The sequence below is a fragment of the Rhizobium sp. BK456 genome, from assembly GCF_014194045.1.
GTDB classification, from domain to species: domain Bacteria; phylum Pseudomonadota; class Alphaproteobacteria; order Rhizobiales; family Rhizobiaceae; genus Rhizobium; species Rhizobium redzepovicii.
Window position 1 is genome coordinate 339967 of the sequence record NZ_JACIAO010000006.1, and the last position, 19414, is coordinate 359380.

15 protein-coding genes and 1 tRNA gene are annotated in these 19414 nt (G+C 61.1%); 11 read left to right on the forward strand and 5 right to left on the reverse strand.

Annotation, left to right across the window (positions count from 1 at the left end):
• The 9 genes from tolB to serA all read left to right on the forward strand — a co-directional run bounded on the left by tolB (position 1) and on the right by serA (position 12754).
• The gene (tolB, locus tag FHX03_RS19420; protein ID WP_097629247.1) at positions 1-1308 is read left to right on the forward strand and encodes a Tol-Pal system beta propeller repeat protein TolB; all 1308 of its coding nucleotides are present in this window, start codon (positions 1-3) and stop codon (positions 1306-1308) included.
• 153 nt (positions 1309-1461) lie between these two features.
• The gene (pal, locus tag FHX03_RS19425; RefSeq protein WP_097629248.1) at positions 1462-1995 is read left to right on the forward strand and encodes a peptidoglycan-associated lipoprotein Pal; all 534 of its coding nucleotides are present in this window, start codon (positions 1462-1464) and stop codon (positions 1993-1995) included.
• Positions 1996-2154: 159 nt separating this feature from the next.
• Complete coding sequence (gene ybgF, locus FHX03_RS19430; RefSeq protein ID WP_097629249.1) at positions 2155-3144, forward strand: tol-pal system protein YbgF; 990 nt, start codon at positions 2155-2157, stop codon at positions 3142-3144.
• 11 nt (positions 3145-3155) lie between these two features.
• Positions 3156-4616 carry a tRNA lysidine(34) synthetase TilS gene (tilS, locus tag FHX03_RS19435; RefSeq protein ID WP_183855018.1) on the forward strand — a complete coding sequence of 487 codons (1461 nt, stop codon included), beginning with the start codon at positions 3156-3158 and terminating at the stop codon, positions 4614-4616.
• A 97-nt stretch (positions 4617-4713) separates the two neighbouring features.
• The gene (ftsH, locus tag FHX03_RS19440) at positions 4714-6645 is read left to right on the forward strand and encodes an ATP-dependent zinc metalloprotease FtsH (RefSeq protein WP_003590353.1); all 1932 of its coding nucleotides are present in this window, start codon (positions 4714-4716) and stop codon (positions 6643-6645) included.
• A 243-nt stretch (positions 6646-6888) separates the two neighbouring features.
• Positions 6889-8241: a phosphoglucosamine mutase gene (glmM, locus tag FHX03_RS19445; RefSeq protein ID WP_183855019.1), complete on the forward strand. Its 1353-nt coding sequence runs from the start codon at positions 6889-6891 to the stop codon at positions 8239-8241.
• 573 nt (positions 8242-8814) lie between these two features.
• The gene (locus FHX03_RS19450; protein ID WP_097629252.1) at positions 8815-9651 is read left to right on the forward strand and encodes an outer membrane protein; all 837 of its coding nucleotides are present in this window, start codon (positions 8815-8817) and stop codon (positions 9649-9651) included.
• A 183-nt stretch (positions 9652-9834) separates the two neighbouring features.
• Positions 9835-11013 (forward strand): phosphoserine transaminase, encoded by a 1179-nt coding sequence (locus FHX03_RS19455; RefSeq protein ID WP_097629254.1) that lies wholly within the window; start codon positions 9835-9837, stop codon positions 11011-11013.
• Positions 11014-11158: 145 nt separating this feature from the next.
• Positions 11159-12754: a phosphoglycerate dehydrogenase gene (gene serA, locus FHX03_RS19460; RefSeq protein ID WP_183855021.1), complete on the forward strand. Its 1596-nt coding sequence runs from the start codon at positions 11159-11161 to the stop codon at positions 12752-12754.
• A 178-nt stretch (positions 12755-12932) separates the two neighbouring features.
• Here serA and FHX03_RS19465 read toward each other — a convergent pair whose 3' ends face one another.
• Positions 12933-13196, reverse strand: coding sequence for a hypothetical protein (locus FHX03_RS19465; protein ID WP_183855023.1), 264 nt, complete (start codon positions 13194-13196; stop codon positions 12933-12935).
• A gap of 509 nt (positions 13197-13705) precedes the next feature.
• Between FHX03_RS19465 and mnmA the strand changes: the two genes are divergently transcribed.
• Both mnmA and FHX03_RS19475 read left to right on the forward strand, forming a co-directional pair.
• Complete coding sequence (gene mnmA / locus FHX03_RS19470) at positions 13706-14905, forward strand: tRNA 2-thiouridine(34) synthase MnmA (RefSeq protein ID WP_097629257.1); 1200 nt, start codon at positions 13706-13708, stop codon at positions 14903-14905.
• A gap of 136 nt (positions 14906-15041) precedes the next feature.
• Positions 15042-15118 (forward strand) — tRNA-Met (locus tag FHX03_RS19475).
• 624 nt (positions 15119-15742) lie between these two features.
• Here the strand turns inward: FHX03_RS19475 and FHX03_RS19480 are convergent.
• The 4 genes from FHX03_RS19480 to FHX03_RS19495 form a co-directional block, all read right to left on the reverse strand.
• Positions 15743-16576, reverse strand: a complete 834-nt coding sequence (locus FHX03_RS19480; RefSeq protein ID WP_097629258.1) for a VCBS domain-containing protein — start codon at positions 16574-16576, stop codon at positions 15743-15745.
• 374 nt (positions 16577-16950) lie between these two features.
• Complete coding sequence (locus tag FHX03_RS19485) at positions 16951-17667, reverse strand: ABC transporter ATP-binding protein (RefSeq protein ID WP_183855025.1); 717 nt, start codon at positions 17665-17667, stop codon at positions 16951-16953.
• Complete coding sequence (locus tag FHX03_RS19490; RefSeq protein ID WP_183855026.1) at positions 17648-18412, reverse strand: ABC transporter ATP-binding protein; 765 nt, start codon at positions 18410-18412, stop codon at positions 17648-17650. The genes FHX03_RS19485 and FHX03_RS19490 overlap by 20 nt, the downstream gene beginning before the upstream one ends.
• Positions 18409-19413 carry a branched-chain amino acid ABC transporter permease gene (locus FHX03_RS19495; protein WP_097629261.1) on the reverse strand — a complete coding sequence of 335 codons (1005 nt, stop codon included), beginning with the start codon at positions 19411-19413 and terminating at the stop codon, positions 18409-18411. The genes FHX03_RS19490 and FHX03_RS19495 overlap by 4 nt, the downstream gene beginning before the upstream one ends.
• Position 19414 lies beyond the last annotated feature (1 nt).

Here is a 19414-nt window from a genome sequence, read left to right on the forward strand (position 1 = left end):
ATGACAAAGTGTTCCTTTTTTCGCGCCATTTTGGTTGCAGTCGGTCTGATAACCACTGCCGTCTTTGCAACGCCGGCCAACGCGCTGGTTACCCTCGACATCCGAAAAGGCAATGTCCAGCCGATGCCGATTGCGGTGACCGACTTCCAGGGTGATTTGGGCGCGCAGGTCTCGCAAGTCATCGCCGCAGACCTGCAGCGGTCCGGTCTCTTCGCACCGATCAACAAAACCGCCTTCATCGAAAAGATTTCCAATCCTGATGCCGCGCCGCGCTTCGAAGACTGGAAGGTCATCAATGCGCAGGCACTGGTTACCGGCCGGGTTACCAAGGAAGCGGATGGCCGTCTTCGCGCCGAATTCCGGCTCTGGGACCCTTTCGCCGGGCAGCAGATGACCGGTCAGCAATTCTATACGCAGCCGGAGAACTGGCGCCGGGTGGCTCACATCATCGCCGATGCGATCTACAAGCAGATCACCGGCGAAGAGGGTTATTTCGACACCCGCGTCGTCTTCGTCTCCGAATCCGGCACCAAGCAGCAGCGCAAGCGCCAGCTGGCGATCATGGATCAGGATGGCTTCAACGTGCGTATGCTGACGGATGGCAGCGATCTCGTGCTGACGCCGCGCTTCTCGCCGAGCCGGCAGGAAGTCACCTATATGTCCTTTGCCAACCAGCAGCCGCGGGTCTATCTGCTGCAGCTCGAAACCGGGCAACGTGAAGTCGTCGGCAATTTTCCCGGCATGACCTTCTCGCCGCGCTTTTCGCCCGATGGTCAGAAGGTGATCATGAGCCTGCAGCAGGAAGGCAACTCCAACATCTATACGATGGATCTGCGCTCGCGCACGACGACGCGCCTGACCTCGACGGCTGCGATCGACACTTCGCCTTCCTATTCGCCCGACGGTGCCCGCGTCAGCTTCGAGAGCGACCGGGGCGGCAAGCCGCAGATTTACGTGATGAACGCCGACGGTTCGGGCCAGACCCGTATCTCCTTCGGCGACGGCTCCTATTCGACGCCAGTCTGGTCGCCGCGCGGTGATCTCATCGCCTTCACCAAGCAGGCCGGCGGCAAGTTCTCGATCGGCGTGATGAAACCGGATGGTTCTGGCGAACGCATCCTGACGACCGGCTTCCACAACGAGGGCCCGACCTGGGCGCCGAACGGCCGCGTGCTGATGTTCTTCCGCCAGGCGGCAGGCGCTGGCGGGCCGCAGCTCTATTCGATCGATCTGACCGGCTATAATGAACAACTCGTCAAAACGCCGAGCTACGGTTCCGACCCGGCTTGGTCGCCGCTTCTGGAGTAGCAGGCGCGGGAATGCCTTCATGTCGCCTCAGAATCATGGAAACCCGGCGACTACGGGACAAATCAATAAATTGTTAACCATAATCTTTGAAGGGCGGTTAACCGAGTGCGGTTACTGTCCGGAAACCCTGATGAACCCGCAAGGAGACCGGCCATGAGCCGAATTCATACCCCGGCAATGAGCCGCATGCAGAATTTCGCCCGCAACCCCGTCATGATCGCGCTTGTCGCCGGTCTCGCTCTTGCGAGCTGCGCCAAGAAGAACGGCGGCATGCCGAATAACGCTGGCGATATCGGCCTCGGCGCCGGTGCCGCAACGCCGGGCTCTGCCCAGGACTTCACGGTCAATGTCGGCGATCGCATCTTCTTCGACACCGACTCCTCGTCGATCCGCGCCGATGCTTCGCAGACGCTCGACCGCCAGGCCCAGTGGCTCGCCCGCTACCCGAATTATCAGATCACCGTCGAAGGCCATGCCGACGAACGCGGCACGCGTGAATACAACCTCGCGCTCGGCGCCCGCCGTGCGGCTGCCGCCAAGGATTATCTCGCTTCGCGCGGCGTTCCGGCGCAGCGCCTGAAGACGATTTCCTACGGCAAGGAACGTCCGGTTGCCGTCTGCGACGATATTTCCTGCTGGTCGCAGAACCGCCGCGCGGTCACGGTTCTCGGCGGCGCCGGCATGTAATCTGCCGATTTCGGTCACTTTCGGAAGGCGGTCCTCTCGGGGACCGCCTTTCTTTTTGACCACACTTTGGCCAGACTCCGTTGCTTTTTGACAGCAATTGGAAAAATCTCCTGTTCGTGCCATCGAGGTGCGAAGAATCACTGGGACAGGACGATACATATGAAGAAACTTGTCGTGGCAGGCATGCTGTGCCTCGCGGCTGTGACCGGAAGCGAACGGGCGGCCTATTCCGCCTCGTTCTTTGGGCTGCATCTCGGCGGCCGGTCCGCGGAAAACCAAGCGGCGCCGCCTGTTGTCAAGGTGCAGAGCGGCGATGCCGAGATGCGCGTGCAGCAGCTCGAAGAGCAGCTTCGGCAGCTGAATGGCCGGATCGAGGAGATGAGCTTCCAGCTGCTGCAGATGCAGGAAACGATCCGCAAGCAGCAGGAAGACAATGAATTCCGCTTCCAACAGTTGGAAAAGACGGGTGCCAGCGGCGGCGGTGCCAAAGCTCCTGTCAAAAAGAGCGAGACCGATACCGCTCCGGCAGCGTCCGGCAGCGATGACGTTGCCAGGGTGATCCAAGCACCGCAGGGAGCCGAGACGGCTCCCTCCACCAACGTGCCCAGCAATACTGGCCTCGGCCAGCCGCCGAAGGAGCTCGGCTCGATCGATTTCGATCAGAACGGCAATCCGGTCGGCGGAACCGTTGATGCAAATGCGGGCGTGGGCTCCGGCCCGATACCCGATGCCAATCCCGGAGCGCCGCAGCAGACTGCCTCGCTCGGCGGTGAGGCGGACCAGTACAAGGCGGCCTATGGACATGTCTTGTCCGGCGATTACAGCACCGCCGAACAGGAATTCACCCAATACATTACCCGCTACCCGAGCAGCGCGCGGGCGGCGGACGCTAATTTTTGGCTCGGCGAAGCGCTCTATTCGCAGGGCAAGTACAATGAGGCTGCCAAGACATTCCTCAATGCGCACCAGAAATACGGCACATCCGAAAAGGCGCCCGAGATGCTATTGAAACTCGGCATGTCGCTGGCCGCCCTCGACAATACCGAGACGGCCTGCGCGACGTTGCGCGAAGTCTCGAAGCGTTATCCGAAGGCTTCGCGTGCCGTCATAAGCAAGGTTGCGAGCGAACAGAAGCGCCTCGCCTGTTAAGGTCTTCCGGCATGTCTCCGGAAGCCCGATCGCCGCGAGAGGCGATCCTCCAGTTTCTCACGTCGCTTCAAAGCCCCGCACGTATTCTCGTCGCCATATCAGGCGGCAGCGATTCCACCGGCCTGCTTCTCCTTCTCGATGAAGCCGTGAAGGCCGCGCCCCATTTCAAAATTTCCCTATGCGCTGCGACCGTCGACCATGCGTTGCGCGCCGGCTCCGCAGACGAGGCGCGAGAAGTCGCAGCCCTCTGCGCGTCGCTAGGCATTGCCCACACCAGCATGACCTGGCAGGGCGACAAGCCGAAAACCGGCATCATGGCCGCGGCCCGCGAGGCGCGTTACGGCTTGCTCGCCGAAGCGGCGGAAGCGTTTGGCGCCGATCTCATCGTCACCGGACACACATTCGACGACCAGCGCGAAACACTTGCCATGCGCGGCGTGCGAACGGAGCAGGTTTCATCAGGCATTGCCGACGCGGTGCTCTTCGATCGGCGTTTCTGGATCTTGCGGCCGCTTCTCTTTTCCAGCCGGGCGGACATCCGCGCTTTCCTCAACGAGCGGGGCGTGAAGTGGATCGACGATCCGAGCAATGAAGATGTGAAGCACGAGCGTGTGCGGGTGCGCCGGCAGCTTTTGGCCGATGCCGGTGCCGAGGCGAATGTCAGTGCCGTCTGGGACGAGCGACTGGCTGTTTCGGCCAAGGGAGCCGAATGGCTGGATCACCATTTCAAGCTTCACGGCGGCCTGCTCGGGCAGGTGGTGCCTGACGGATTGCGGCAGGATCGCGCCGTTCTCGACTATGTGCTCGGTCGTCTCACGGCCATTTTCGGTGGGCAACCGTTTGCGCCGGGGAGGGCGCAGATTGAGCGCCTTCTCTCATTTGCCGCCGGCGGGGAGCCGGGGCGGATGACGGTCGGCCGGGTGGTCTTCGATCTCAGACGGGACGGGCTTTACCTCACGCGCGAAAGCCGCGGGATCTTGCCGCTGGTCTTGCAGCCCGGGGAGGCGGGCGTGTGGGATGGGAGGTTTGTGGCGCGCAATGGGTCGGCGGCTCCGATTATAATAGAAACCACCGCTACACACTCCCCCTCATTCCTGTGCTTGTCACAGGAAACCAGTGCGAACAAGTCCTTGGGCGCGAAAGACAGTTTGCACTTTATGGGGTCAATCACCGCGCGGACGCGCGGTGGCTGGATTCCTGTGACAAGCACAGGAATAAGGGAGTATCATATCGGGCACCTTCCCAAGGCCGCGTGGAAGCGTGCAATCGCCTCGGCGCCGGCCATATCGGCGCAAGAGGTCCCTCTATCTGCGGAAACCGCCGAAGCGATCCACCTCACGCCCTATTTCGCACCCTTCGACCGCTTTTTGACACGATTTGATTTCATCTTTGCCAACAGGCTTTCGGCGGTTTTCGCGACGGCGCCCTATGCGAGGCCGCCTTTAAGAAGTATTGACGGAAAAACCATCTGACCTGGGGTGTCGCCTTGGCAATCGCACGGCGCAACCCTATGTTAGAAACGAATAAGACGGTCGCCATGAGGCGGCTGTTCCAGTGCTGGGGAGTTCAATGAACCCTAACTTACGTAATTTCGCCTTGTGGGCGATCATAGCGCTTCTGCTGATCGCCCTATTCAGTATGTTCCAGACGGCGCCGGCGCAGACGGGCTCCCGCGAAATCCCTTATTCGCAGTTCCTGCGTGAGGTCGATGCGGGCCGCGTGAAGGACGTCGTGGTCACCGGCAACCGGCTGAGCGGAACATATCTGGAGAATAACAATAATTTCCAGACCTATTCGCCCGTTATCGACGACAGCTTGCTCGATCGCCTGCAGGCCAAAAACGTTGCTGTCACTGCGCGTCCGGAGACCGATGGTTCCTCCGGCTTTCTGAGCTACCTCGGAACGCTGCTGCCGATGCTGCTCATCCTCGGCGTATGGCTGTTCTTCATGCGGCAGATGCAGGGCGGCTCGCGTGGCGCGATGGGCTTCGGCAAGTCGAAGGCCAAGCTGCTGACAGAAGCACATGGCCGTGTCACCTTCGAAGACGTCGCCGGTGTCGACGAGGCCAAGCAGGATCTCGAAGAAATCGTCGAATTCCTGCGGGATCCGCAGAAGTTCCAGCGTCTCGGTGGCAAGATCCCGCGCGGCGTGCTGCTCGTCGGCCCTCCGGGCACCGGTAAGACGCTGCTCGCCCGCTCGGTCGCCGGCGAAGCCAACGTGCCCTTCTTTACCATTTCCGGTTCCGACTTCGTCGAAATGTTTGTCGGCGTCGGCGCTAGCCGTGTGCGCGATATGTTCGAGCAGGCGAAGAAGAATGCGCCCTGCATCATCTTCATCGACGAAATCGATGCCGTCGGCCGCCATCGCGGCGCCGGTCTCGGCGGCGGCAACGACGAACGCGAGCAGACGCTGAACCAGCTGTTGGTCGAGATGGATGGATTCGAGGCGAATGAAGGCGTGATCCTGATTGCCGCCACCAACCGCCCCGACGTGCTCGACCCGGCGCTTCTGCGTCCGGGCCGTTTCGACCGTCAGGTCGTGGTTCCGAACCCGGATATCGTCGGCCGCGAGCGCATCCTTAAGGTGCATGCCCGCAACGTTCCGCTGGCGCCGAATGTCGATCTCAAGGTTCTCGCCCGCGGCACGCCCGGTTTCTCCGGCGCCGATCTGATGAACCTCGTCAACGAAGCCGCCCTGATGGCGGCCCGCCGCAACAAGCGCGTCGTCACCATGCAGGAATTCGAAGACGCCAAGGACAAGATCATGATGGGCGCCGAGCGCCGATCCTCGGCCATGACCGAGGCGGAAAAGAAGCTCACTGCTTACCATGAGGCCGGCCACGCCATCACCGCGCTCAATGTCGCCGTCGCCGATCCTTTGCACAAGGCGACGATCATTCCGCGCGGCCGTGCGCTCGGCATGGTCATGCAGCTTCCCGAGGGCGACCGCTACTCGATGAGCTACAAGTGGATGGTGTCGCGCCTCTGCATCATGATGGGCGGCCGTGTCGCCGAAGAACTTACCTTCGGTAAGGAGAACATCACCTCGGGTGCCTCTTCCGACATCGAGCAGGCCACCAAGCTTGCCCGCGCCATGGTCACGCAATGGGGCTTCTCCGACCAGCTCGGTCAAGTCGCCTATGGCGAGAACCAGCAGGAGGTCTTCCTCGGCCACTCGGTTTCGCAGTCGAAGAATGTTTCGGAAGCAACCGCGCAGAAGATCGACAATGAAGTGCGCCGCCTGATCGACGAAGCCTATACGCAGGCCCGCACGATCCTGACGGACAAGCACGACGAATTCGTCGCTCTTGCCGAAGGTCTGCTCGAATACGAGACGCTGACCGGTGAAGAGATCAAGGCGCTGATTCGCGGCGAGAAGCCGTCGCGCGATCTCGGCGATGATTCACCGCCAAGCCGCGGCTCGGCGGTTCCAAAAGCCGGCGCACGGCCTGCCGCCAAGGGTGATGAGCCCGAAGCCGGCCTTGAACCGCAGCCGCATTGAGCGGCTTGCACGATTGTGAACAAGGCCGGATTTCCCCAGCGGGGAGATCCGGCCTTTTCTATTGGTAACGGGATATAATCATTTTTCTTGCTAATTTACGTGCCGATCGCCGCATTTTGTGGCATTCCGCTGAATTGAGGCAAGCGTGAATCACGCTCCTGGATTGACGACATTCCATGGAAGCCGGATTCGCTTGGAACGGTGCGCTGCCTTGAATGGCGCGCGGAAAGCGCAGGAGTGCAGATGAAGAGACGCTATTTCGGTACGGACGGTATTCGCGGCCAATCCAACGTCTTCCCGATGACGCCGGATCTCGCCATGCGGGTCGGCATTGCCGCAGGCACGATCTTCCGCCGCGGCAACCACCGCCACCGCGTCGTCATCGGCAAGGATACGCGCCTTTCCGGTTATATGCTTGAGAACGCCATGGTCGCTGGCTTTACGGCCGCCGGCCTCGACGCCTTCATTCTCGGGCCGATTCCGACGCCTGCCGTCGCCATGCTGACGCGCTCGCTGCGCTGCGATATCGGCGTGATGATCTCGGCGTCGCACAATCCTTACGAGGATAACGGCATCAAGCTCTTCGGCCCTGATGGTTACAAGCTTTCCGACGACCTCGAAGCCGTGATCGAGGATCTGCTCGAAAAGGACCTGAACGCCCAGCTTGCCAAATCCGACGATATCGGCCGCGCCAAACGCGTCGATGGCGTGCATGACCGCTATATCGAACATGCCAAGCGCACGCTGCCGCGCGACGTGACGCTGCAGGGTCTGAGGATCGCGATCGACTGCGCCAATGGTGCCGCCTACAAAGTGGCGCCTGCCGTGCTCTGGGAGCTCGGTGCCGAAGTCGTCACCATCGGCAACGAGCCGAACGGCACCAACATCAATTTGAATTGCGGCTCCACGAGCCCGGTTGCGCTGCAGAAGAAGGTCGACGAAGTGCGCGCCGATATCGGCATCGCGCTCGATGGCGATGCCGACCGCGTCATCATCGTCGATGAAAACGGCTCGATCGTCGACGGCGACCAGTTGATGGCCGTCATCGCCGAGAGCTGGGCCGAGAGCCAGCAGCTGCGCGGCAATGGCATCGTCGCCACTGTGATGTCCAATCTCGGCCTCGAGCGCTTCCTCGACGAGCGCGGGATGGCGCTTGCCCGCACGCGGGTCGGCGACCGTTACGTCGTCGAGCATATGCGCCAGCACAATTACAATGTCGGCGGCGAGCAGTCGGGCCACATCGTGCTCTCGGACTACGGCACGACTGGCGACGGTCTGGTCGCAGCGCTGCAGATCCTGGCCGCGGTCAAGCGGACCGGCCGGACCGTCAGCGAGGTCTGCCGCCGCTTCGAGCCGGTGCCGCAGCTCCTGCGCAACGTCCGTATCAGCGGCGGCAAGCCGCTGGAGGATATCCAGGTGCAGAAGGCGATCGCCGATGCCGAAGCCGAGCTCGCCAAAAACGGCCGCCTCGTCATCCGCCCCTCGGGCACCGAGCCGCTGATCCGCGTCATGGCCGAGGGCGACGACCGCGCCCAGATCGAGCGAATCGTCAACGAGCTGATCGGCATGATCTCGAACGTGCGGACTGCCGCCTGATTCTTTGGAGATACATGAGGGCTGGTCGGCGTGCTTGCTCGGGCAGCGTCGTTCGGCGCTACGCTCTACGGCAGAGATCTAGCGCAAGTATAAACCCATCTGCCCTCATTCCTGTGGCCTCAGGCTTCGCCCCAGGGATGTCACAGGAATCCAGCCGCGGCGCGTCGGCGCCGTGAATGACTCCCATACAAATTAAGGAAGTTTTCCGCGCCCAAGGACCTGGGCGCACTGGATTCCTGTGACGAGCACAGGAAAGAGGGTAGGTGGGGGTTAACGTTCTCGCCAACTTATCACCCGCCAGTGATGCTCATAGTCGTGCCACGGCAAGACAAAGATTGTGGGAGGTGTCGGCTCTTTTGTTAATTCCGTTAACCAGCCAAATCTCCTTCACAAGGGCGTCTCTTCAAAGATTTACCGCGGCAATTCATGTTTCCTCTACCGGAAGCTTCAGGATCTACGGTAAATAATCGTGGTTAAGCAGCTTTTAACGTTTCCCGTTCATTATCCATCCGAAGCGTATCAGTTTGGCAGCGACTTGAGCCTGCCGTCTCAACGAATTTTGGAGTGGGATCCATGAAAAGAAGCTTGTCCGGCATCTTCGCCGCATTGTTGATCGCGACAAACGCCTATTCCGCGGACCTCGCCCCTGCCGAACCGATCCCGGAGCAGCCGCCCGAAGTCACGGTCAGCGAAGCGACCGGCTGGTACCTGCGCGGCGATGTCGGTTATGCCTTCACCGATCTGCGCGGCGCCCGCTATTTCCAGGGCAGCAACGCTACCGAGGTCGATTTCGACGATGCTGACCTCGACGACGCATGGACGATCGGCGGCGGCGTTGGTTATCAGATCAATAGCTATCTGCGCACCGATCTGACCTTCGACTATCTGACGCAGGCTGATTTCAAGGGCTCGACTGTGGGGCAGTGCGGCTTCCCGCTGGTGGATTGCACGTCGACCGACCGCTCTTCGCTGACCGCCTACACGCTGCTTGCCAACGCCTATGTCGATCTCGGCACCTATGGCTATGTTACGCCTTATGTCGGCGCCGGTATCGGTGGTTCCTATGTGAAGTGGAAGAACCTGCGCAACGTCGCCTGCGCCGATGACGGCAGCTTCTGCGACGATCAGGTCACCCATGGCGGCAAGGGCAACTGGCGCTTTACTTACGCCCTCATGGCCGGCGCCTCGGTCGACGTGACCTGCAACTTCAAGGCCGATGTCGGCTACCGCTACCTGCATATCGATGGCGGCAACATGTTCGGCTATGCCGAAAATGGCGGTCCGGGCCGAGACAAGGGCCTCAGCGCCCATGAAGTCCGCGTCGGTGGCCGCTACCTCTTCGGCGGATGCGCCCAGGCGAGCTACGAACCGCCGCCGGAAATTCCGCTGCAGCCGGCGGTCTACAAGTAAGCTCAATTCGCGCCCATCAGAAAAGCCGCCCGCCCGGGCGGCTTTTGCTGCGTCAAGCGTGCCTGCGTCAAAATATCCTCTCTCTGCGACACTTCGATCTTGACTAAGACGCCTGCTATCCATACACACGGCGGCGGGACACCCTTCCCCAACGAAGGGCTTTCTATCTGAGAGGATAGCATCATGGCGAAGACCGCAAAGCCGGACATCCGTCCGAATAATACTCATTTTTCTTCTGGCCCCTGCTCGAAGCGTCCCGGTTGGTCGCTAGACGCTCTTTCCGACGCGGCCCTTGGCCGTTCGCACCGCGCGAAAGTCGGCAAGACCAAGCTGAAACAGGCCATCGACCTTACCCGTGAAATTCTCGACGTGCCGGCGGATTACCGCATCGGCATCGTTCCGGCGTCCGATACAGGCGCCGTCGAAATGGCGCTCTGGTCGCTGCTCGGCGAACGCGGCGTCGACATGCTTGCCTGGGAAAGCTTCGGCGCCGGCTGGGTGACCGATGTCGTCAAGCAGCTGAAGCTCAAGGACGTGCGCAAGCTCGAAGCCGGTTACGGCGAGCTTCCCGATCTTTCGACCGTCGATTTCGACCGCGACGTCGTCTTCACCTGGAACGGCACTACCTCGGGTGTACGCGTGCCGAACGCCGATTTCATCCCTGCCGACCGCAAGGGTCTGACGATCTGCGATGCCACCTCGGCCGCTTTCGCGCAGGAACTCGATTTCGCCAAGCTCGATGTCGTCACCTTCTCCTGGCAGAAGGTTCTGGGCGGCGAGGGCGCGCACGGCGTCATCATTCTTTCGCCGCGCGCCGTCGAGCGTCTCACCACCTATACGCCCGACTGGCCGCTGCCGAAGATCTTCCGCATGACCTCGGGCGGCAAGCTGACGGAAGGCATCTTCCAGGGTGAGACGATCAACACGCCGTCGATGCTCTGCGTCGAGGACTATATCGATGCGCTTGTCTGGGCAAAGGGCCTCGGCGGCCTCAAGGCGCTGATTGCGCGCGCCGATGCCAACGCCAAAGTCATCCATGATTTCGTCTTGTCAAACGACTGGATCGCCAATCTCGCCGTCAAGGCGGAAACGGCCTCCAACACCTCCGTCTGCCTGAAGATCGTCGACAAGGACATCGCGGCGCTCGACGAAGACGGCCAGGCGGCTTTCGCCAAGGGCCTGGTCGGCCTGCTGGAAAAGGAAGGCGTTGCCTATGACGTCGGCCATTACCGCGACGCGCCGTCCGGCCTGCGCATCTGGGCCGGCGCCACGATCGAGGCATCCGACATGCAGAAGCTGATGCCCTGGCTTTCCTGGGCCTTCGAAACCCAGAAGGCGCAGCTCGCTCAGGCGGCCGCCTGACGTGATCGCGTCCGACTCCGCCACAGGGCGGAGTGGATCAAAGAATAAGAGCATGATGTCGTCCGAAAACCGCATACACTTTTCGGCATCATGCTCTGGCATCCCTGATTTCATCCATCGCTGAACACTTTTGAAGGAGGCCACAATGGCACCTCGCGTTCTCGTATCCGACGAATTGTCGGAAACCGCCGTCCAGATCTTCCGCGACCGCGGCGTCGAAGTCGATTTCGAACCGCAGCTCGGCAAGGACAAGGACCGTCTGCTCGACGTCATCGGCAAGTATGACGGTCTCGCCATCCGCTCCGCCACCAAGGTGACGGAAAAGATCATCCAGGGAGCGACGAACCTCAAGGTCGTCGGCCGCGCCGGCATCGGCGTCGATAATGTCGATATTCCGGCCGCTTCGCGCCGCGGCATCATCGTCATGAACACGCCGTTCGGCAATTCGATCACCACGGCCGAACACGCGATCGCGCTGATGTTCGCCGTCGCCCGCCAGCTTCCGGCAGCCGATACCTCGACGCAGGCCGGCAAATGGGAGAAGTCGAAATTCATGGGCGTCGAGATCACCGGCAAGACGCTCGGCGTCATCGGCGCCGGCAATATCGGCTCGATCGTCTGCGCCCGCGCCATCGGTCTGAAGATGCATGTCGTTGCCTATGACCCGTTCCTCTCCAAGGAGCGCGCCGAGGAGATGGGCGTCACCAAGGTCGAGCTGGACGAGCTATTCGCTCGGGCCGATTTCATCACGCTGCACGTGCCGATGACCGACAAGACACGCGGCATCCTCAACAAGGAAGCGCTGGCGAAGACCAAGCCGGGTGTGCGCATCATCAACTGCGCCCGCGGCGGCCTGGTCGATGAAGCAGCGCTGGCCGAAGCCATCAAGTCCGGCCACGTCGCGGGTGCCGCCTTCGACGTGTTCGAAGTCGAGCCCGCCAAGGAAAGCCCGCTCTTCGGGCTGCCGAACGTCGTCTGCACGCCGCATCTCGGCGCCTCGACGACCGAGGCGCAGGAAAACGTCGCTCTCCAGGTGGCCGAGCAGATGGCCGATTACCTCGTCAAGGGCGCGGTCTCCAACGCCATCAACATGCCGTCGATCACGGCTGAAGAAGCGCCGATCCTGAAGCCCTTCATCCGCCTTGCTGATGTTCTCGGCGCCTTCGTCGGCCAGGTCACTGAAGAGCCGATCAAGGAAATCGAGATCCTCTATGACGGCATCACTGCCAACATGAACACCCGGGCGCTGACGAGCGCGGTGCTTGCCGGCCTCATCCGCCCGCAGGTCGCCGACGTCAACATGGTTTCGGCGCCGATCATGGTCAAGGAAAAGGGCGTCGTGCTTTCCGAGGTCAAGCGCGACAAGACGGGTGTCTTCGACGGCTATATCAAGCTAACGGTGACGACCGAGAGCATGACGCGTTCGGTCGCCGGCACGGTGTTTTCGGATGGCAAGCCGCGCTTCATCCAGATCAAGGGCATCAACCTCGATGCCGATGTCGGCTCGCATATGATCTACATCACCAACACCGACGTTCCCGGCATGATCGGCTTCATCGGCACGACGCTTGGCGCTGCCGGCGTCAACATCGCCAACTTCCAGCTCGGCCGCGACAAGCAGGGCGGCGACGCCATCGCGCTGCTCTATGTCGACGGCGAGGTGGATGACACCGTGCTTGGGCAGCTGACCGCCCACCAGGCGATCCGCCAGGCGAAGCTGCTCACCTTCAATATCGACTAATGCATCGCCGGGAAGTGCGCAGCGGTTCCCGGATAACGACATACATAAAACGAAGAGCTAAAAGCGCGTCGCATGCATCAAGTTAACTGCGACGCGCTTTAAGTTTCTTCCTCCCAAGGAAAACAGCAAAAACCCGGCGCTGGACGGCGCCGGGTTTTTGCTGCGTTAGGAATGGAATTCAGTGGTGCTTGCGTCGGCGGACGATCCGGCCGAGGCGGGCGGCATCGTCCTGTGCCTTGGTGCGATGTAGAAAAGCGAGCCGGCTGCCGTCAAAACCCTGGAAGAATTCGTCCCAGGAAATTTCTTCCATCGGCGCAGACGAGAAATCGATGCCGACGGTTTCGCTATCCCGGGCGTCCTTGATACGGGCGGGATGGCCGCCGCGTTCCTCAATCCAGTGTCTGATCCTGCTGTAATCCGCTGTCGTTCCGAACCTGGCCATGAAACCCTCCGCAGTAATTCGATTGCGACATTCACCACCTGCAACGCATGATCGAGCGAAACGTTCCACGGCGTGTAAATTATTCTATCGAATGATTTCCTGGCGAGCCGGCTCCCCGCTCAAGCATTCGTCATTTTGAGAATGGCGGCCGAACCGTCATAATTCACCTGGGCTGGAAAGGAGGATGTCTATGAAACGCTATTCATTCTCGATAATCGGACTGGCGCTCTTGACCGCCATCATCGCCAATCCGAGCGTCGCATTCGCCTGCAACAAGCTGATCGGTACCTGAGCCGCACCCCCGCTTCCAAGGCGTGGCCAGGCTGCGCCTTGCTTTGCCGGGAATTCCAAAAATTCTCTATCCGAGGCCGCCCCTTGCGTCCCGGTACAATCCTTTCTATATCGATTGCTCATCGAGAAATGGCGGCCGATCCCGCCTGATATCGGCAAATCCGCCGCAATTGCAGCGCAAGGGCGGATCGTGACCCACGCAGAATTTGGCACCACCGTTGAACACACTGGATTTTGACAAGCAGCCGGAAGAGACCCGTGTCGTCGTCGCCATGTCGGGCGGCGTCGATTCATCCGTCGTCGCCGGCCTTCTCAAACAGCAGGGTTACGACGTGCTCGGCATTACCCTGCAGCTTTACGACCACGGCGCCGCCGTTCACCGCGCCGGCTCGTGCTGCGCCGGCCAGGATATCGACGATGCCCGCCGCGTCTGCGAAACGCTCGGCATCCCGCATTACGTGCTCGATTACGAGAAGCGCTTTCGCGAGACGGTGATCAATCCCTTCGCCGAAAGTTATGTTGCCGGCGAAACGCCGATCCCCTGTGTCTCCTGCAATCAGACCGTCAAGTTCGCCGACCTGCTGGCGACCGCCAAGGAACTCGGCGCCGATGCGCTGGCGACCGGCCACTATATCCGTTCACGGCCGAACCCGTCGCCGGAGCATCCCGGCCGCCGCGCGCTGTACCGCCCGGCCGATGCCGACCGCGACCAGAGCTATTTCCTGTTCGCCACGACGCAGGAACAGATCGACTATCTGCGCTTTCCGCTCGGCGGCCTGCCGAAAGCCGAGACCCGCAGGCTCGCCGAACAGATGGGCCTCGTCGTCGCCAAGAAGGCCGACAGCCAGGACATCTGCTTCGTGCCGCAGGGCAAGTATTCCGACATCATCACCAAGCTGAAGCCGAATGCGGCGCTCGCCGGCGAAATCGTCCATCTCGATGGCCGGATCCTTGGAACCCATGAGGGCATCCTGCACTTCACCATCGGCCAGCGCCGCGGCATCGGCATCGCCACCGGCGAGCCGCTCTACGTCGTCTTTCTCGACGCCCGCTCGCGCCGCGTCATCGTCGGACCGAAGGAGGCGCTGGAAACCCATCGCGTCTACCTGCGCGACGTCAACTGGCTGGGCGACGAGACGCTTGTGCAAGCTGCCTCCGGCAACGGTTTTGCCTGCTACGCCAAGGTCCGCTCGACACGGGCGCCGGCGCCCGCCGTGCTGCATGTCGATGCCACGGGCACCTATGTCGACCTGACGGTCGGAGAGGCGGGCATAGCCCCCGGCCAGGCCTGCGCGCTTTATTCCGCGCCCGGCGACAATGCCCGGGTCTTCGGCGGCGGCTTCATCGACCGCTCCGAGCGCGAACCCTCGGCCGAGGCCTCGCTGAAGGCCCTGCTGGCCAGCCCCGTCGCCGCCTGAAACCAATAGGAGAGGGCGGGCGGAAAAGCCCAGCGTTTTTCTCCATCATGCGCTTGACACAAAGCCGAAGCGCACCTTATAAGCCGCTCATCCCACGAGCCCGCAGCGCTTCGCGAGCAGGTATCGTTTGACCAGTGGCGGAGTAGCTCAGTAGGTCAGAGCAGAGGAATCATAATCCTTGTGTCGGGGGTTCAAATCCCTCCTCCGCTACCAACTCTCATTGCAGAATTGGCGATTTTTGCGGCTTGCTTCGAGCCGGTGCCGGCAGCCGCGGCAGTGCATCGGCAGCAGCGCAAACAGGCCTGCGGCCGGCAAAGCCGGTCAGCTTCCGATCAGCAGGATTTCCGCTAAGGCGCATCGCGTCAAACTTGATTCATGCGACGGCTTTAGCTCTTAGTTTTCACGCATGTCGTTGCCGCAAAACCGCGGCACACTTTTGCGCGACATGCTTTAGCGCCGAAGACAGGACTATTGCGTCAGAAGCAATATTGGCAGCTTCATCGTCCAAAGGTTGGATGCGGCAGCGATAATAATAGCCCATACGGCAAGCGAGAACGTCACCGCCGCTAACTTGATCCCGACTGGCTGCATCATTTCCTCCGTCCCAGCACCCGTGTCCTCCTCGGACATTCTCATGCTAGCAAACACGCAGGTCCGTCCGCTATCGCAAGAAATTGGTACTAGGCAGGCGGCTACAGTGTGAGGATGCTTCCCGCGGGTAACGCTCGTGGTTATTCTTCACCATGGCAAACCGCTTCGGCCCCCTGACCTCTGGAACATCACCTCGTTTGCGATGCGGGTCGGAAGGCCGCACCATTTGTTCATCCGGCACGACACTCAAACGATGAAATGAAAGTTGTCGTATTGTGCGCCATAATAATCCGGGCCGCTCGTTTCGGTAATGACCGGCTCGGTGTCGAGCACGAGAGAGTCGATTTCGCCGTAGGCGCTGAGATCGATCACTTGCGGGTCATGAATGCTGTCGGCGGTCACGTTGACCGTGACCAGGAATACGGTATCGCCATTCAGCTTGCCTTCGATCGTTAAAACGTTGTCGTAGTCCGATGTGCCGTTTGCCACGCTGAATTGCTCGATCTGGAAGGTGCCGCCATCAGCGGCTTGGATGGGTGTCCAGAACACGCCCCCTGCGAGGTAATGGTTGCCGTCGGCTTCCTTATGTACCGTTGCATCATCACCATCGTGCCAAGCGCCCCAATCGAAGCCTTTGTAACCCGTGGGGAAGTCGTGTTTGCCGACATCCTCGAAATTGACGAAGACGTCGCCGCGTTCCGGCAAGTCGACCGCGATATTGAGCAAGCCGAAGTCGGTGGCGCCTTTGCCATCCGATATCTTGAAATTGAATTGGTCCACGAGTTGATCGCCCGGGCCGAGCGCTGCAACCACCGGGTTGGAGTGATCGAGTTCATAGGTGTAGTTGCCGTTGGAATAGACGGTCAGCGTGCCGTATTTTCCCTCGATTGTCGTCGTCGTGGCGGGTCCATCCGGATCGGCCGGCTGCGGAATTCGCTGTCCGTTCACGAAGTTGAGACGCACCCGATCTCCGTCGGCATCTGTGGAACTGGTGCTGTCCAGGATGTTGCCGTCGATCGGGTTGTCGATGTTGAAAATAGACTGGTATACGTCACCTGCGACCGGCTTGTGATTTGCCATTTCTACCTCCCGTGTGATTTTAAATTCGACTATGCAACCCTGTCGGGTGTATGGCAACCCAAATTGCTGGGAGGGTCAGAGCAGTTCCGGTCAATCCCATGAATTTTCGGCCGGCTGTAGCTCAAACACCCAAGTAAAGAAGGTGCAGGAACCAGGGTTTTACGGCTTGTCCTGCGCTGCTGCGGCACGGTCGGCCATCATGTTTCTCGCCTCTTCAGGCGATCCATCAATTCGGTCGGCAGGAAACTTTCGGTCAGGATAATATTGGCAGGTCGATGATGACGTCGTGATGACGATATACTGCATGAATGGCCAAGCTCAATCTGGAAGGCGGAGCGGGGTCACCGACGGCCCCGACTTCGGCCGGCTATCAATCAATGCAGACCGCCAACGCCCAGCAGGCTCTCGACAGCCTCATGATCCTTGGTGAGGTTCGCAGGCGTTCCCGCCCAGGCTAGTCTGCCCCGTTCGAGAACGACGACCTGATCAGCGAAATCAAGCGCGCTCTGGATGCGCTGTTCCACAAGCACGATGGTCATGTCGCCTGTCTTGGCGAGCACGGCGAAGGCGGCCATCAGCTCCTCGCAGATAACCGGCGCCAGGCCCTCCAGCGGCTCGTCGAGCAGCAGCACGGACGGGCGGCCGAGAATGGTGCGGGCGGTGGAGAGCATCTGCTGCTCGCCGCCAGAGAGCTGGCTGCCGAGGTTGCGGTGACGCTCCTTCAGGCGCGGGAACATGGAATAGGCTTCCTCAAGCGCCGTTTTCGGCCGCGCCTTCAGGCCGACGAAGAGGTTTTCCTCGACCGTCAACGTCGGGAAGACGCAGCGCGTCTGCGGAACGTATCCGAGACCCTTATGCGCCCGTGCGGCACTTGGCGCCGTGGTGACATCGGAATCGCCGAGGCGGATGTAGCCTTCATAGCGCTTGGTCTGCCCAGCGAGCGTGGCGAGAAGCGTGGTCTTGCCCATGCCGTTGCGGCCGAGCACGGCAAGCCGGGCGCCGGCCGGTATGGAGAAGGAAATGTCTTCGAGCACGCGCGTCGGCCCATACCCGGCCGACAGATTTTCGACCTCAAGCGACAGGGCTGGCATTGGCATAGCTCCCGAGATAGGCCTCGCGCACGCGCGCATCCTTAGTGACGTCTTCAGGCCGGCCATCGAAGATGATGGCGCCGGCCGCCAGCACGATGACGCGCCTGGCAAAACGGAAGACAAGGTCCATATCGTGTTCGATCATGAGGACGGCGAGATCGGCAGGCAGATCGGCAAGCGCCTGCTCGATGCGGCCGGTATCGCTTTGCGGCACGCCGGCTGCCGGCTCGTCGAGCAGCAGCACCTTCGGCTTCAGCGCCAGCGCCACGGCGATCTCGAGAAGCCGCTGCTGGCCATAGGCGATTTCGCTGACCTTGCGATGCATCAGCGGCGTCAGCCCGAGCTTTCCCAGGAGATCGTCGACCTCCGCCACGACCTCGGGCATATGCAGGAAATTGCCGAACATACGTCCGCTGCGTCCGTCCCGCTGAAGAACAGCGAGCCCGACATGTTCGGCCGGTGTCATATCCTGGAAAAGCCGTGTCACCTGGAAAGATCGCACCAGACCGCGTTTGACCCTGCCGATAGCATCGACCTTCGTCACCCTCTCGCCGCCGAGGCGGACCTCGCCGGAATCGGCGGCGAGGTTGCCGGTGACGAGATTGACGAAAGTGGTCTTGCCAGCGCCGTTCGGGCCAATCAGCGCGATGCGGTCGCCTGGAGACATCGCCAGCGACACATCATGGGTGACGGCAAGGCCGCCAAAGGCTTTCCTGAGATTGACAACTTCGAAGACCGGGCTCATGCGCGTGCCTCCTTGCGACGGCGGACGAAGGCGGCAGCCGTGCCGAACAGGCCTTTCGGCGCGAAAAGCACGACGGCGATCAGCAGCGCGCCGACCATGGTCAGCCAGTGGAAGGGATTGGCGGCCGAGACATAGTCCTCGAAGAGCATGAAGATGACCGTGCCGGAGAGCGCGCCGAAGAGAGAGCCGGTACCGCCGAGCACGAGCATGACCAACGCTTCGGCAGATTGGGTGAAAGACAGGCTGTCGAGGCCGACGACCTGCGTCGAGATCGCATTCAAGGCGCCGCCGACCCCAGCCACGGCGCCCGAAATGACGTACATCCTGATGAGCGCCGCCTTCGGCGAAGCACCCATGGCGCGGATGCGCAGCGGGTCCTGCTTTATGCCGCGGCAGAGCATGCCGAAGGGCGAGCGGACCAGGATTCTGAGCAGCACGAAGACAACAAGCAGCAGCGCCATGCCGAAGAAAAAGGTGGTTTGACCGTAAAGATCGAACTCGAAAATGCCGAAGATCGGATCCGGCGCGATGCCGGAAAGTCCATCGCTGCCTCCCGTCCATGACGACGCTTTGTTGGCGAATTCGTGGAAGAGGTTGATGAGTGCAATCGACAGCACAAGCTGCGGCAGCCCATGCGCCCGCAGAATGATTACGCCGCTGAGTAGCCCGGCAATTGCGCCGCCTGCAATGCCGGCTAGCATCATCAGCAGCGGATCATTGATGCCGTAATGCGCCGACAGGATCCCGGCGGCATAGGCGCCGGAGCCGAAGAGCGCGGCATGGCCGAGCGTTGCGACGCCGCAATAACCGGTCACCAGATCGAGCGACAGGACGAGCAGCGCGATCGTGATCATCCGGGTCAGAAGCGCCAGATTATCAGGGAAGGCGAAATAGCCGATTGCAGCGATGACCGTCATCACCGCTATTCCGATGAGATCGTGGCCGAGAGCCCCGCGCCGATGCCGAAGACGTCCGTTTTCGTTGTTCACCACGAGCACCATC

Coding starts and splice junctions, on each gene's coding strand:
- glmM (WP_183855019.1), top strand. CDS start 6,889: ATGAAGAGACGCTATTTCGGTACGGACGGTATTCGCGGCCAATCCAAC.
- FHX03_RS19485 (WP_183855025.1), bottom strand. CDS start 17,667: ATGCCAGCCCTGTCGCTTGAGGTCGAAAATCTGTCGGCCGGGTATGGG.
- tilS (WP_183855018.1), top strand. CDS start 3,156: ATGTCTCCGGAAGCCCGATCGCCGCGAGAGGCGATCCTCCAGTTTCTC.
- FHX03_RS19455 (WP_097629254.1), top strand. CDS start 9,835: ATGGCGAAGACCGCAAAGCCGGACATCCGTCCGAATAATACTCATTTT.
- FHX03_RS19480 (WP_097629258.1), bottom strand. CDS start 16,576: ATGGCAAATCACAAGCCGGTCGCAGGTGACGTATACCAGTCTATTTTC.
- ftsH (WP_003590353.1), top strand. CDS start 4,714: ATGAACCCTAACTTACGTAATTTCGCCTTGTGGGCGATCATAGCGCTT.
- FHX03_RS19490 (WP_183855026.1), bottom strand. CDS start 18,412: ATGAGCCCGGTCTTCGAAGTTGTCAATCTCAGGAAAGCCTTTGGCGGC.
- FHX03_RS19495 (WP_097629261.1), bottom strand. CDS start 19,413: ATGGTGCTCGTGGTGAACAACGAAAACGGACGTCTTCGGCATCGGCGC.
- pal (WP_097629248.1), top strand. CDS start 1,462: ATGAGCCGAATTCATACCCCGGCAATGAGCCGCATGCAGAATTTCGCC.
- tolB (WP_097629247.1), top strand. CDS start 1: ATGACAAAGTGTTCCTTTTTTCGCGCCATTTTGGTTGCAGTCGGTCTG.
- FHX03_RS19465 (WP_183855023.1), bottom strand. CDS start 13,196: ATGGCCAGGTTCGGAACGACAGCGGATTACAGCAGGATCAGACACTGG.
- ybgF (WP_097629249.1), top strand. CDS start 2,155: ATGAAGAAACTTGTCGTGGCAGGCATGCTGTGCCTCGCGGCTGTGACC.
- serA (WP_183855021.1), top strand. CDS start 11,159: ATGGCACCTCGCGTTCTCGTATCCGACGAATTGTCGGAAACCGCCGTC.
- FHX03_RS19450 (WP_097629252.1), top strand. CDS start 8,815: ATGAAAAGAAGCTTGTCCGGCATCTTCGCCGCATTGTTGATCGCGACA.